Below are 15280 nucleotides of genomic sequence, written 5' to 3'. Positions count from 1 at the left end.
CAACCTCAGGTCGAAGTTGATTCAAATATTTGTAACAGGGTAATATGATGTATGTCCGTCGCGAGGCGGTAAAGGAGGAACCGAAAGATGCAGCGACCCATAACGAAGAGTGTTCAAGTGCTTGTAACGAGCGCATTGTTCATCTCCTTAACGCTTGGGTGTCAATCCGTTAACGACAGTGTGCCCCCGCATTCCACAGATGATGTCTTATCCGGTCAAAAGGAAGTGTCAAATTCCATTCAGGATTCGCCCCACTCGAAATCTGAGAAGACTGAAATTGCATCTAGTTCCAAGGATGCGCCATCAGATGCAGCGAACCAGAACCATCCTGAATTTGACTTTGATCGCAAAAACATGAAGCTGAAGGGCATTTCTTTATCGGATACGGAGCAGGATATTACCAAAGCGTGGGGAGCACCGGATACACGTTATACGATGGATGAGGCAGATCCAATTGAAGTCCTGGAGTATGAAGGATATTCTTTTGGCTGCAATTCCAAAGGACATGTCGCCTTTATCGAAGTTTCCGGGTCCGGAACTTCAACTGGCATTATCGGCCTTAAAGTTGGTGATCACGATTCCTCCGCTGTTACAGCCCTTGGCAAGCCTGATCAAGATACTGGCTATGTATGGAGTTATAAGTCTGGCAATGCATTGCTGCGACTTGACCTTGATCCGAAGACAAGCAAGATCCAATCCGTCAAGTTATTTCCACACCAAAGCAGTGCCGCGTAAATTACATTTCCCAGCTGATATATATACGTAACGCCTTGAGACACAACAAGTGTCATCAAGGCGTTTTTGGTTATACATCTGTAATACAAGCACACATATAAGATATACCATTCCTATTTCAAGTTAATCCAACGTATTTATGAAATCTCCCATTCAAGAACGGGCAATATATAATTACTGCGGCTCATTAACTGCCTGTTTGGGCTGTGACGCACGCTGCCGCTTCTTCTTATGCACAAGGAAAAAGACCAGTATGATAAGTCCTGCAATCACAAGCGCAATCAGAAGTGTAGGTCCCAACTGTTGATGGAGCCATTTCACCGTTTCTTTCCAATGCATTCCAACAAAATGACCAAGCGTCAAGAACGTCGTTACCCATATGACAGCGCCCGCAAATGCAGATGCTAAATAAACAGGGAACTTTAAACGGGACATGCCCGCAAAATAACACGTCAAGTGTCTGAATCCCGGTACAAAATATCCAAATGCAATACTTATGGGGCCGTACTTTTTAAACCAAGCCTCTGATTTTGCCAAACGCTCCGGTGTAAGCTTCACCCATTTTCCATAACGATCTAATAGCGGCTTGCCGACTTTCCGCCCTACCGTATAACTAATCAGCATCCCTGTCATACTGCCCAGTAAACAGACAATAAACGCCTTGATATAATGAAACGGTCCACTTGCCGTTAAACTGCCCACAAAAACCATAATCGTTTCGTCTGGTACCGGCAGACCTACAATGCCTAAGGCCAACAGTACGAATAAAGCCATATATCCATAATGTGATATTATCCACATGATATCGGACATGATGTTGCCTCCCCTTTATGACCATCAAGCGCGCCATTTATTGATGAATTCCCATTATTTCAGAACAACAGGAATATTGTAACATATATAGTTAGGCATGTCCTTTCATGCTCCTGCATACAGTCTATTAGTGCCGTACAAGCCTGAGATTCGAGCTGTTCGTCACCTAGAAAGGCGTTGAAAGGAGCTTACAAGAATGAAGTTTATGCTGCGAGTACTCCAAATCTCGTTTACTTATATCGGAACAGTCGTGGGAGCTGGGTTCGCCACGGGTCAAGAGATTCTCCAATTCTTCACAAAATTCGGTAAAGTGGCCCCCTTCACCATTCTGATTGCAACAGTAATCTTTATTTGGCTGGGTACAAAATTGATGCTTATATCACACCGAATTAAAGCACGTTCATATGAGGATGTAAACATCACATTGTTTGGCCCCCATGCAGGTCGTCATATTAGTTTATTTACATTAATTGTTCTGATCCTTGTCAATAGCGTTATGCTTGCCGGTGCCGGCTCCGTGTTCCATGAACATCTCAATTTACACTATCAAACAGGACTGCTAATTACCATCGCAGCTTCCTACTGGGTGATTAATCGTGGCATGAACGCCATTTTGCATTTGAACTCCATCGTAGTGCCCACCATGCTGCTGTTTACGATATTTATTATGTGGCACACAATCGAACTGCCCAATACGATGCAGGCATTTACCTTAGTGACAGATAAGCCGCTGTACGCAGCTTGGTCATCGTCCCTATTGTACGGAGCTTTTAATCTGGCTATGGCCCAAGCTGTACTTGTTCCTTTAGGCGCATCTATGCCCGATGAGCGCTGCATCAAATGGGGAGGATGGATCGGCGGGATACTGATCGGCTGCATGCTGTTTGCAGGTCATTTTGCCTTATCTGCCCATATGCCGGGCATTACACAATACGACATTCCGATGGGTCATATTGCATACGGATTAGGCTTTGCCATCCAAATGATATATATCGTGCTTATTTTTTCTGAAATATTCACCACATTTATTGCCGATATATATGGGATCACGCTGCAACTGCAGCATAGAATCCATATTCCTTCTAAATGGATCATCGCAGTCATCATGCTGTTTTGTTATTTGATGAGTCAATTCGGATTTAAACCCTTGGTATCCTATTTGTATCCGCTTTTCGGGTTGTTCAGCGTCGTCTGGCTAGTTCTTTTAATTCGCTTGCCAATGAACAAACCAATTCCTCATCAGCCAGTACCTCCGCTAGAATCTACTACTGAGGCTTCATGGGCTTGGCTGTCAAAACAAAAAAATAAACCTCGCGCTTGAACGACGCGAGGTTTATGTTAACTATTTTTAGCTCTTTATAACTTCATGACATGAACGTCTGGGATCACTTTCTCAATAAGCTCTACCATATAGGAGTGACACGTTGTCCAAATAATTTGATGCCGGCGCATAATATCAGGCATGCAGCCAACTGTCTGCAACAGCCGCTGCTCATCAAAGTTGACCAAGATGTCGTCCCAAATAAATGGCAGCGCTACGCGTTCCGACAATACTTCTGCCAATGCAAAACGCATCGCCAAGTATACCTGTTCAGCCGTTCCGCGACTCAATCGTGAACTATCAATTAATCTACCGTCTTGATGCTCTACGACGATGCGCTGCGTCCCAAGCGGGGATACGATTCGAATATACTTTCCAGCTGTCATAGCACGGAAATAGTCTCCCGCACGCTTAAAGACAACTGGCTGCTTCTCTTCCTCATATCGTTGCCGCGTTCGCCTGATCAACGTCTTGGCTAATGCATATACAGCATATTTACTTGCTTGCTCGTGCAGCTCACTTTCTAAATCTGCTAACTGCTGCTGCCACTGTTCACCTTCTACTTCCTGCTTTAACCGTTCTACCTCTTGCTGCAGTCTTCCTACACGCTGCTCACTGTCTCGAATCTCACCGTCCAAAGTGTCCATACGATAAAGCAGATCGTTTCTTCTTTCCTCCAGCTCTCTAGCATCGAATTGCACGAGAAGCTCCTCTACGGGTGCAAAGGCTTCAAGTGCTCCTCCTCGATAACAAGCGGCTTCCAGTTCACGCAGCAATTCACTGCAATAAATGTATCGATCGGCATGGCTGCGAGCCTGCGCGAACGCTTCTTCGTCCTGTGTACCCGCTTCAGCGTACAGTTCATTAAGCTTGGCAAGCAGAATTGATAGCTCTGCCAACGCCTGACGTTGCTCTTCAGCAGCATCAGACAGCGTATGCTTTAATTGCCGCTGCAGCGCCGACTGACGTTCCTCCTGCTCGATCCGATCACGCAGAGCGGACAAAATAGAATGAGTTGAGCTAAGCACGCTTACTAATGGCTCCTCGGTGATTGGCTCGCTCAGTTCCCCCAACGAAAGAGATGCGGCATCTGGCCTAGTTGGTTCGTCCCACGCGGGCATATTGGCATCCGGCAAGGCTGGTTCTGCCCTCACTGATGCCAATGGCTCGTTTGACCTGTCAAGCAAGGACTCAGCAGTGACTGCTTCGCTGGCAGTCGCTGCTGTGTATCCCACGGCTGCGGCGAGCCTTGCGCAAGCGTCTGTGTACTCGCGCACTTGTGCAAGTACACGCTCTTCGCGTGCACGCAGCCGTTCACGCTGCCGCTGGCATTCCGCCGCCTGCTCGACGCGGCGGAAGTGCTCCAGGACGCTTGGCGGGCTCCAGTGTGCTGGCAGCCGTCGAGCGCTCAGCCATTGCTGCCAGGCGACGGAACAAGCCTTAAGCTGTCCGCTCGCCTGTGAAGCATCATTCTCAGCGGCCGCAAGTAATCGCTTGGCCGATTGCTCGGCATCTGAAGTCGCCTGCTGCCGCAGCACAAGACGATCATGCTCTCGCATCCAGGCTTCCACCGCATCAATGGCTGCATTCAGCTCATCCAATCGTTTAAGCAGGAGTCCTCCCAGTTCATCCACATCCTCTTCCTTAAAGGACGTACCTCTTCCCTTAGCGGAGTGGATATGACGAGTACCATCGCGATCGTTGCTACTCAATCCATTGTTCGCGGCTATTTTGAGTGTGGCAGAGCGACTTCGACTTGGCGTAGGTTCATATATATCATTCTCAATAGGAGAAATATCGCTTTTTCCTACTCCAACTAGTACGGCATCATGGGCAATGGGGGAATTTGGTATACCTGTATCAGGGTCATTCCTATAATTTGCTTCTGTATGCTCACGCACAGATTCTGCATTATTATTAGTATATTGGCTATTGGACACACGATTCTTGCTTGGCACTGAACGAGACAAAGCACTTAATACAACTGCCAGTTGTTCTTCTAATTGCATGGCTAGATGATCTGCTTGCTGAATCTTATCCGCATCAAATCGATCAACCACGCTGCTGTGCTCGCGCAGGGCTGCCTGTGGACGATTCATCCAGAATAATGTGGCTGATAGAATGGCAAACAACAGGACAACTGCCGCCCCTAGCCACTGTCCCACAACAGCCAGCGCAGCGGCAGCAGCCACAGCGACAATCGCCATAACAAGTGTCGACCAGCTTCTGCTTGCCATACCATTTGCAGTTCCTCTAGCTTGCTCCATGACGTGAGAAGGAGATTCCAGCTGACGAGACATAACGAGTTGTACAGCCTGCTGCAGCATATCCCGCTTCCGCTGGATGCCATGCAGTATCGTGTCCTGCGGTGAGAATCCACTGTCAAGCACACCTCGTACTTGATGCTGATTCATAACGGTTGCTGCATGATGCTTGGACTCTAACACGACACTATACTCTCGGCCAACACGTGTCCTCGCTTCTGTCATTCGCTCCACTTGCGCAGTCAACTGCTCCAACTGTTTTCCTTGACCTCGTACGGATTCAAGAACAGACTGTGACATATCGCTCGATAACAACATCTCCGGGGTCCAAGTTCGATCCGTCAACCTTGCAAGCCGCCATAGCTCGTCTTCCGCTAGCTCCCGCTCTGTTCTTACTTCGCTGGCCTCTTGCACCCAGATGTGGGCCGTTTCAGACATACCGCATAAACGATTAATTTCTGCCGCATGCGCAAGCAAGCTCGCATTTGGCTGCACAACTTGAAGCTGATGCTCCACATGGCGTTGTTTTTCTTCCAGCTGACGGATTCGGGCTTCAACTCCTTCGCTGGACTGAAGTAATCGCTGCCATCGTTCAGCCCATAACGGCTGCCATCCTGACATCTCTGGAAGCTCTTCTAATTCACTTCTTACAGCAACCAGCTTGATCCAGGCGTCGCTGACGTGCAATGCACGCTCTGCAAGCGCAAGCTCTTGCCGCAGCTGCACACGTTGGGTCAACTGATCGGAAGTTGACTCGTTGGCGTTATCCAGTTCGCCCCTCGCCGCCTCCAATCGCTGAACATGTTTATTACTCACCTTCCGTCTTCGCTGAAGCTCATCCACGTTCTGCAGCGTGTAATACATCGCCTGCGTACGTCCACGCGGCTTGAACAGCTTATCCATCTCTTGTTGGAGCCAGCGTTCGCTATCTGCAATGGAAGACACAGTGTCAAACCCCGTATCGTATAGATGAGCACGGAGTTCATCACCTTGAAGCGTATGTAGTGCATGCAGCTCATCCAACGTAACAGCAAACAGCTTCCCGTACATCTCACTGTTTAATCCGCCAAGCAATTCCTTTTCCAGATCTGACTGCTGTTTTACCCTTACTTGTCCATCGTGCTGTATGTATTGTATCGACTCATAAATACCTTGTGTGCGCTGCAATCTTTCGATTTGCCATCGTCCACCTGTCCCATCAATTACCGACATGCGCCCTCCAATGGGAGAGCCGTCAAGAGACTCATATCTGTCCCCCCCAGTGTGACGTCTTGGAAGACCATAAAGCATTGCTCGAATAAATGCAGCAAGCGTACTTTTCCCAGCTTCATTCGGACCAACAATAACCGCTAGTCTTGCTGCAGGAAACTCAAGCGAATATTGTTGAAGTGCACCGAAGGATTGGATATCAATTCGCTCAATCCTCATAACTTATCGGTCTCCCCCTCCAGCATCCCAACAACAAGATGCATCGCCTCTTCTAACCATGCTGCTCGAGTCGATTCGGGCTGCTCCTCCAGCCATTGCACAAGCCGTCTCTGCTGCAGCATGGGGCCCATTGCTTCGTCGATGAGGCTTTGCATGCCATTTCCCACCTCTGCATGCAATTCCGCCATTCGTACAAGGTCGCCGATAAAATGTTCTGATTCTCGCCAAGCCTCAATATTCGCAACTGCACGACTGTCTACTCGGAGTTGGACTGGCCATACCAAAGACTCCTGATGTTCCAGTCGCTCTTCTTCCGCTTCTTTCCATGTTTCTTCCAACTCTTTTAATAAAGTTCCGGAAGTGAGTTCGTGATGTATGGATGTTCTGCCAAAAAACGTAATACGTGCGAGTGTGGTCCGACCTTCAGCGGCTTCCCGCATCTCGTCCAACGTAGTTAACAGCAAATCCGACATCTCTTGTCTGGATCCCACTGCTTCTATGGATATTTTACAATCAAGCCATCGAACCATATCTAAAGGATGAAACTGCATGGATATACGATCATCTTGCTCAACATCAACCACATATGCACCCTTTTCCCCAGATTCTTTGACATGCCTGCCCTGAATATTTCCGGGGTATACCATATGTGGATATTCATTTGCGATCTCTCGTTTATGGATATGGCCGAGCGCCCAATAATGATAACCTTTAGCTAGCAGCTCTTGCTTCGAACAAGGAGCATAGGGATCATGCTCCTCTCGTCCGTCAAGTGTGCCGTGCAGCATTCCGATTCGAAACAGTTTAGACATAGTAGGAGCACAGTCATTATATTCAGCATCGGTCTTATTCCGTTCTGCTTCCTTCTCAGGACAAGACGGATATAAAGATGCCAGATTCGCGTATACAGCTTGTGATCCATATGACATCCCTGTTACGACAGCCACCCGCTCTCCATGACGGTTCTGAATAAAATGGCTGTCCGGCTGCTCGGTTCCCATCACAGTTACCCCCTCCGGCCAGTTCCACTTGTTATCCGATGTTAAGGGGTCATGATTGCCATGAATCATAAATACGCGCACACCTGCATTGCACAATCGTTCCAGCCCTTGCTGCAATCGCCACTGTGCGCGAAGTGACCTGTGGGCAGAATCGTGCATATCCCCGCACAATAGCACTGCATCCGCTTGCTTCTGTATGGCTAGTTCGACCAATTGGTCCCATGCCTGAAAAGTGGAGGCGATAACCTGTTCCCGTAACGTATCAGGTATATGAACGAGCCCTTTGAAAGGACTGTCGAGATGTAAGTCGGCTGCATGTACAAATCTTAATTTGCGAATCATAAATGTAGTCCTTTCTTTGCTGCTATGTTCGTCCTAAACCAACTGCCTATATTATAACGTATCCTTAACAACAAGAACACACGTACGCCATTCTTCTTAATTTACGGATTCTATCCCTGTATTAGCAATACTCTTTATTATCAATTCTTCTATTAAGTGCGCCAAAAGGCCGACACATCGAGCGTGCCGGCCTTTTCATTCTATTAGGATACGGGTTTATATTTTACATAAGTGCATTTTAATTCATTTACAATCCGGCTTAAAGAGTAGGTTTGCTTTGCCTTGGTCCAAGCTGCCCGCGCCAATTCATATCGGAATGAAGAATCCATCATTACACGCTCCAATGCATCACACAGTGCAATGGGTTGATCCGGCGGGACAAGCAGTCCATTGACACCGTCTTCGATCTGCTCGGGAATCCCGCCTACTGCGGTTCCAACCAGCGCAAGCCAACAGAGGGCCGCTTCGGCAAAAACGGACCCAAAGGCTTCTGCCCGTGAAGGAAGGACAAATATGTCCGAGAACGGCATAAATTCCTCTGGATGAAGCATATATCCATAAAAAATAGTCTCATCGTAAATACCCAAGCGCTGAGCCATGTGTTCTAGATGTTCCCTTATGGGGCCGTCACCAATAATATGTAACACATATGCGTGCCCACGCCGTTTTAACTCCGCACAGGCCTCCAGCAGAATGTCCATCCCTTTAGCTGGTACAAGACGAGATACCGTGATTAGCTGCGGAACTGCATTGTCGTGCGCAATTGGCTTAAAACGTTTCTCATCGAATCCGTTTGGCAGTACCGTAATTCGATCAACCTCTTCCACATAATGGGTCAAATAACGCTTAAATGCCTCCGACACTGTCATCATCTCATCAACTTGATACTCAAGCTCTCGATACAAAGAAGTCAAGAAGCGGTGCTCGGGCCCATCCGTTTGGATCTTTCCATTCAAAATGAGTTCGCGCTCAAAGCTGGAGTGGAGCGTCATCACAATCGGCGTATCTGGAAATAACCGTTTCATCGCTAATGCCGCAATCGGATGATGGGCATGTATAAGATCATATGATTTCTGTATGCGCAGCTTCGTCCACCATACATAATCACGATAAGTCTGCATGTACTTTTGAACGATAGGAGAATGTTCGTATTCTGTCCAGTCAAAAGTTGCAAATGTTAGCTGTTCGGAACCCTTGCCCCGAATACGCTTCGGAAGAGAGAACAGTTCCATTTCCCAATTTGGCGTTTGAAATCGCTCTAAAATATAAGGAACCATGGAGGAAACCCCACCCGGTTGTTCCGGAGGGAAAAACAAAGCCTGTAAAATATTCATCGCTGTTCCTCCTTTTCTTCGCTTTTCGCCTACCATTGTTTATGATATATTAGAACATATTTTGCCGTAAAGTAAGCGGCCAATGTCGAATATTATCCAATTCAGCAATATCAAACCAGAATAACCTATTAGGAGTGCCTCAAATGAAAGAAGTTCTGCATTTCTTGCTTACGGAGAGAGATGTAGTCGCGCTGACAACTATGTGTCTATTATACATCATGTTGATCATGCTGCTGATGTCTGTTCGATTATATTCAAAACAGCGTTCATCCGCTTACGTGATCTTATTTGCGGGTATCGTTATGATGATCGTTGATCGCACCATTGCCCTAATGGACTTCTCTTTGCAAGAGGGAACCCTGCAATTGCTGAGCATTGGTAGAGCTGGGCTTGTTACTTTATCGTTTATTTTCGTAAATATTGCCGTTCTCCGACTATATAAGCGAATTAATCGACCGATGAGACTGCGCTTTATACTTATGATTGTTGGTGTGCCTGTCATGTCCGGCATATCCGCCCTGATCGCTGCACCAGATCAGAACGTGCTGACTTCTACTTGGCCATTGATAGCTTATCAAGCAGTGATCGCTATCCTATGTTATGTGCTTATCGCTCCACGAATTAGTCAGCAAGGACGCTATACCTTTAGTCTCGTTGTTCACCTTGGCATTTTGTTGACCATTACACTTAACATTACCATATCGAACGGAACCAGTTCTTCTTTACTGATGACCCAGCATGTCGTCACACTGTGTTATTATACGATCCTATTTTTCTTGTTCTTTGAACGTATTGTGGAGAATTTGCAGACTACTTATCGTTCCTCAATTACCGACGGTCTTACCGGCTTATATAACCGCAGGTATATGCATCAGCGTATGAATCAATTTATCGCTGGCAAGCCGAAGCAGGTGTCCCTGATCTTTTGTGATATTGATAATTTTAAGCGATTAAATGATACAAAGGGTCACTTATTTGCAGATGAGGTGCTGAAAACAGTTGCTCAGATTGTACGCGAAGAAGTAGAAGATATTGGGCTGGCCGGTCGGTTTGGTGGTGAGGAGATCATTGCATTTATTGCTCATCGTAAAGCAAAGCCGCCTGTTATTGCAGAATCGATCCGCTCCCGCATAGAAGCTGAGGCAGGAGTGACAATAAGTATCGGCTATAGCGTTTTACGACCCAAAATGTCAATAGATCAGTTAGTTAAGGAAGCCGATGAAGCGATGTATTATTCCAAACAAAATGGCAAAAACCGCGTCTCCTGTTATGGGGAAATCAAACATTTATTATCACCTATTAAACACATTAAATAATTATATCGCTGGTCGTATTAGTATATGAAGCGTTACCATTAAAAAATCCCACCGACTTTATCAAGTTTAATAATGTCGGTGGGATTTGCTGTTATTTATTGTACATCACGTTTGTTAAAGAAGAAAATAGTCACCAAGAGTAACACCATCATATAGATTCCATAGATCAGTGCCGCAAGACCAAATGATGCTCCTGCATAAGGCAATGATGCTCCTTGATCCTTAAAGTATGCGCCCCAGTTTAGGTTTGGGAAAATAAGAAGTTTATACCATGACTTGGATGCAAACATCCCCATCAACGGTCCCACGATCGACTGGGCTGCTATCGGTACAATAATCGACATCCCTAAGCTCTTGGTTAGTACCGCAACCGTAAAAGCGAGCAGTGAATAGAACAACAGCCCTGGAATAGAGAATCCAAGCTTCGCCAACACTCCACCCAAAGTGACTGTTGTTGGTCCGTTAAACAATATGATACCTGTAAGATATCCGATAATCGTGCTAATAATATATACCGATAATACGATAACAATCAGATTGACTAACTTGGACATTAAGATTGTCGTCCGACTTGCAGGCCGGATTAACAGCTGTTTGATCGTCCCGTCCTTGTACTCGTCTGTAATGATCTGAGCGGAGACTACAATCATAAAGTACAGTGTCACGATTGACGCAATATCAACTGTCGTATCCAAGAAATCCATAGAACTGAATTCCCCAGCAGACTTAAATATAAACAACCGCATAATCGTTCCCAGTGCAATAATCATTATAAACAAGAATGCATAGTAATAAGGAAGCTGCCGCTTGCTATTTGCCTTCATCCACTCATTGCGTACGAGACCTGAAAAATAACTCATTGAATGTGGCCTCCTTTCGTCATCGATAAGAATGTATCCTCTAAAGTCGGTGTAACGGCGCGAACCTCATATAATTTAACGCCATTACGTACCAAGTGTTCGATAACAGCTGGAATATCTTCATTCATCAACAACAATGTGAGTGAAGAACCAGCTGACGCTGTTATGTTCCATTCTGTATCCGCCAAGACAGACTTCGCATGCTCACCATCCCCAACACGCAGTTGGATAGAGCGTGCTTCAGCCGCATTACCTTCCGCATTCGGATCCAGAACACGTTCTCCAACAAATTTACCATTCTGGATAATAAGTACACGATCACACATCAATTCGATCTCAGACAACAAGTGACTGGAAACGAGAATCGAAATGTTCTCTTCTTTAGCCAAGCGGCGCAAATAATCACGCAGTTCGCGGATACCCGCTGGGTCCAACCCGTTAGTAGGCTCATCTAAAATGAGAATTGACGGGTTGTGTAGTAAAGCTTGAGCAATACCAAGACGTTGTCTCATACCAAGCGAGTAGTTTTTCACTTTCTTATCCAGCGCCTTGTCCAGTTCTACAAGTTTGACGATCTCATCAATACGTTCCTGCGAGATCGGCTTACCGCACATGCGCGCAAAGTGAAGCAAATTCTTCTTACCTGTCATAAACTTATACAATTCTGGATTCTCAACGATTGCTCCAACATGCGCCATCGCTTTGGATCGTTCATTCGATACATTGTGGCCTTCAATGATAACTTCCCCGGAAGTCATCGACATCAAGCCCACCATCATACGAATAGTAGTTGTCTTACCTGCACCGTTCGGTCCTAGAAATCCATAAACCTCACCTCGGCGCACACTGAACGATAAATTATCAATAAGCGTTTTACCGCCAATTATCTTCGTTACATTTTTTAGCTCTACAACGATATCGTTCACGTTCCCCACCCCTCTCTCATGGTCACACATTTGCATAGAAATAATTAACTAATTTAATTCATAACCTTTCTCTCTCTATATACTTTACAAACTTCGCTATAATTTGACTACTTACATTTTCGTAAGTTTTCACAATATTACATTATATTACATAAATTCACCTTTATGCAATCGTTTTTTCCTTTATATATCTACATTCATGGATTGGAGATACACTTTTATATCCATCCCCACTTTCCTTCCGCATTAACCATATTGCAAAAGAGCCAGATTTTTCGGTAAAATATTAACGCATAATCAAGCAAATTTGTAAGAGCAAGGGGCCAAGTTCGAATGTATCAACTTAAACAACAACTTCCTGATTTATATCGCCAACAAATGACAGCCATTTTGCAGGAAGATGCTGCAGCTTTTTTTGCAAGCTACGAACAGCCTCGTACGTATGGCCTGCGTGTTCATCCAGATAAGTGGGTTCTGCATGACACAGCCCGTCAGCAAGCACTGCAGCAATTTGGTCTTGCTCCCGTTGCATGGTGCAGCGAAGGATATACGTATCTTGATCAGGCACGGCCAGGCAGACATCCATACCATGCAGCAGGATTATATTATATCCAGGAACCGTCTGCTATGTCAGCCGTCGCCCTGCTTGATCCGCAGCCGGGTGAAACGATTCTGGATCTGGCAGCCGCTCCCGGCGGCAAAAGTACACAAATCGCCGGAAGGATGCAAGGAAAAGGCTTGCTCGTGTCCAATGAGATTCATCGTGAGCGGGCACGCATTCTGGCCGGGAACGTAGAACGAATGGGCATGGCAAATGTAGTGGTCGTCAATGCTGATCCTGACTCGTTAGCCACTCGCTTTCCAGAAGTTTTTGATCGTATTATGCTCGATGCCCCGTGCTCTGGCGAGGGGATGTTCCGCAAAGATCCGGATGCGATTGATGAATGGTCGCCCGATCATGTTCAGATGTGTGCGGCAAGACAATGGGATATCGTTCAAGCCGCTGTACGCATGCTGAAGCCTGGAGGCACGATTGCGTATTCAACCTGCACCTTTAATGAGCAGGAGAATGAACAGTTGATTGCACGTTGGATTCAAGCATACCCTCAGTTCCGTGTTATAAAGACGGAACGAATCTGGCCTCACCTTCACACTGGCGAAGGACACTTCGTTGCTGTACTCCGCCTCGAAGAGCCTCTGCAGCATATTGCCGCTGCCAGCAGCACCTTATCGTGTGTGCCCGCACCCTCGAGCAAGCAGCAGAAGGGCAAGGCGTCAAAGCACAACGGGGACTCTCGTGCGCGTCAGGAAGCCGAGGCAGCCTATCGTGCATTTCAGGAGTGGGCCCAAGTAAATTTAACCCAGTGGACACCGGGCCCAGGGGAAGCCATATTATATGGTGAAGAGTTATATTGGCTTCCACATCCAATCAATAACGCCAATTTAAAACTGTCGCCGGACTTTTTATCAGGTCTACGGGTACCACGCCCGGGGCTTCATCTTGCGCATATGCGAAAAAATCGGGTCGAACCTGCCCATGCACTCGCATTGTCGCTGCAAAGCGCGGCATGCGTCAATTCGGTTTGGGAACTCCCTTCTGGCTCGAATCAAGTTAAAGCCTATTTAAGGGGCGAAACGATCACGGCTGAGCCTGGCGAGGAAACAGCCTGTTGCAAAGGCTGGACGCTAGTTACAACTGATGGTCTACCACTTGGATGGGGAAAAGTATCTGATGGCATCCTGAAAAACCATTACCCAAAAGGACTTCGCACCCCTTAGTCAGATGTCCTCACATGCAAATAAACCTCCAACCAGCATCTGCGTTGCAGTTGTCTGATTGGAGGTTTGTTTGCATATCGGATTAAAGTCATCTTACCGCTGCTAGAAGACATTCATCAATAATCTCATTATGGAACATCATATTAAGATGGAGGGCGGTAAATGATTGTTCCTTTAACAGCTCCTGCATGATCGCTTGTGCTGCGCGGTCTCGGTCTTTACTTGTTCCAGGAACGCGGAAATCAATATATCCAGAGAGTTGTTCACCATTCGTATCAATTGTAGCCGTACCAAGCGGGAGTGAACCAGATGTAGTGCTGTATACATCGTACAGCAGCGTGTCACCATCGTCACGTGCCAGCAGTACTTGAATATCGTCAAATGATGAACGTTGAAGCTGCGAAGAGACAAATCCTACTTCGAGATTCGCTAACATCTCTTCATTAGGTACTTCTTCAAATTTCTCAATTAAAATATCATCGTAGGGAGTAGTAATGGAGTCCGCTCCGATATCCAACAAATCTTCCCACTCGCTAAGCAAGCTCAATACCTTAGAACAACCGCAAGCAAGAAATGACACTTCCAATTCGCGGGCCCCCAGGGCTGCGCATAAATGCTGGACATACCGTTCTACGTGAGCTTCCAACTGATTCATCGTCGCATCATCATTTACGGCTTCCTGATCCATTACAAATACCCCTTGCATTCGAGCCTGCTCGCGGTACAGCAGAAACAAAGAGCCAGCGTATGTGTCATCCAGCATCACATCCATCGTTTCACCGCCAACAGTCTTAAAATCCGGTCTAAGTTCAATAGTTGCCATCATTCAGCCTCCGATCGGCGTACGAAATATCGAAGTACGCGCCTACGGTTATCCTTCCCCCTAATAAGGTGTGTACATTCGCCCAAATTGCAAAAATCGTGACAACTGTCCAAACCGGATCAAGGCGATAGCATACTATAGAACTATACCGAATGACGGACGTCTCCGTCGCATCCTCCAACTGCCCGGAACGTAAACCCGAATCGGTGTGGGCCCATCTACATTACAAAGGGAGGAATTATACGATGAGTGCTGTAGCAGGTTTTACTTCCACGGGCGTTATTTTGGTATTGTTCATCCTGTTGGTTATTGTGTCCTGTGCCTTTATCTAACTCAAC

General features: G+C 46.5%; 12 protein-coding genes. 5 read left to right on the top strand and 7 right to left on the bottom strand.

The genetic code is table 11. From position 1 onward, the window contains the following. Window positions 1-87: 87 nt before the first annotated feature. The gene (locus QP775_RS16910; protein ID WP_285107743.1) at window positions 88-735 is read left to right on the top strand and encodes a DNA uptake lipoprotein; all 648 of its coding nucleotides are present in this window, start codon (window positions 88-90) and stop codon (window positions 733-735) included. Between the two features lie 174 nt (window positions 736-909). Here QP775_RS16910 and QP775_RS16905 read toward each other — a convergent pair whose 3' ends face one another. Further along, window positions 910-1548: a DedA family protein gene (locus QP775_RS16905; protein ID WP_285107741.1), complete on the bottom strand. Its 639-nt coding sequence runs from the start codon at window positions 1546-1548 to the stop codon at window positions 910-912. 196 nt (window positions 1549-1744) lie between these two features. Between QP775_RS16905 and QP775_RS16900 the strand changes: the two genes are divergently transcribed. After that, window positions 1745-2869 carry a YkvI family membrane protein gene (locus QP775_RS16900; RefSeq protein ID WP_239326680.1) on the top strand — a complete coding sequence of 375 codons (1125 nt, stop codon included), beginning with the start codon at window positions 1745-1747 and terminating at the stop codon, window positions 2867-2869. Between the two features lie 35 nt (window positions 2870-2904). Here QP775_RS16900 and QP775_RS16895 read toward each other — a convergent pair whose 3' ends face one another. The 3 genes from QP775_RS16895 to QP775_RS16885 all read right to left on the bottom strand — a co-directional run bounded on the left by QP775_RS16895 (window position 2905) and on the right by QP775_RS16885 (window position 9238). Continuing rightward, window positions 2905-6561 (bottom strand): AAA family ATPase, encoded by a 3657-nt coding sequence (locus tag QP775_RS16895; protein ID WP_285107738.1) that lies wholly within the window; start codon window positions 6559-6561, stop codon window positions 2905-2907. After that, a complete protein-coding gene (locus QP775_RS16890) occupies window positions 6558-7904 on the bottom strand; it encodes a metallophosphoesterase family protein (protein WP_285107736.1) in 1347 nt (448 codons plus the stop codon). Before QP775_RS16890 ends, QP775_RS16895 begins: the two co-directional genes overlap by 4 nt. 203 nt (window positions 7905-8107) lie before the next feature. Then, complete coding sequence (locus tag QP775_RS16885; RefSeq protein WP_239326674.1) at window positions 8108-9238, bottom strand: glycosyltransferase family 4 protein; 1131 nt, start codon at window positions 9236-9238, stop codon at window positions 8108-8110. Between the two features lie 143 nt (window positions 9239-9381). Between QP775_RS16885 and QP775_RS16880 the strand changes: the two genes are divergently transcribed. Next, complete coding sequence (locus QP775_RS16880) at window positions 9382-10554, top strand: GGDEF domain-containing protein (protein WP_285107734.1); 1173 nt, start codon at window positions 9382-9384, stop codon at window positions 10552-10554. Between the two features lie 95 nt (window positions 10555-10649). Here QP775_RS16880 and QP775_RS16875 read toward each other — a convergent pair whose 3' ends face one another. After that, window positions 10650-11414 carry an ABC transporter permease gene (locus QP775_RS16875; protein WP_239326670.1) on the bottom strand — a complete coding sequence of 255 codons (765 nt, stop codon included), beginning with the start codon at window positions 11412-11414 and terminating at the stop codon, window positions 10650-10652. Continuing rightward, the gene (locus QP775_RS16870; RefSeq protein WP_239327723.1) at window positions 11411-12370 is read right to left on the bottom strand and encodes an ABC transporter ATP-binding protein; all 960 of its coding nucleotides are present in this window, start codon (window positions 12368-12370) and stop codon (window positions 11411-11413) included. The genes QP775_RS16875 and QP775_RS16870 overlap by 4 nt, the downstream gene beginning before the upstream one ends. Before the next feature lie 303 nt (window positions 12371-12673). On the opposite strand from QP775_RS16870, the gene QP775_RS16865 reads away from it, so the two are divergent. Beyond that, window positions 12674-14119, top strand: a complete 1446-nt coding sequence (locus tag QP775_RS16865) for an RsmB/NOP family class I SAM-dependent RNA methyltransferase (protein ID WP_239326668.1) — start codon at window positions 12674-12676, stop codon at window positions 14117-14119. An 88-nt stretch (window positions 14120-14207) separates the two neighbouring features. On the opposite strand, the gene QP775_RS16860 is transcribed toward QP775_RS16865, so the two are convergent. Next, a complete protein-coding gene (locus tag QP775_RS16860; protein ID WP_285107730.1) occupies window positions 14208-14942 on the bottom strand; it encodes a hypothetical protein in 735 nt (244 codons plus the stop codon). 245 nt (window positions 14943-15187) lie between these two features. Here QP775_RS16860 and QP775_RS16855 point away from each other — a divergent pair, with 245 nt between their 5' ends. After that, a complete protein-coding gene (locus tag QP775_RS16855) occupies window positions 15188-15274 on the top strand; it encodes a YjcZ family sporulation protein (protein WP_239327722.1) in 87 nt (28 codons plus the stop codon). Window positions 15275-15280: the final 6 nt, after the last annotated feature.

It is taken from the genome of Paenibacillus sp. UMB4589-SE434 (genome assembly GCF_030226685.1).
GTDB lineage: Bacteria > Bacillota > Bacilli > Paenibacillales > Paenibacillaceae > Paenibacillus_B.
This window is presented reverse-complemented; position numbering and strand designations above follow the sequence as displayed.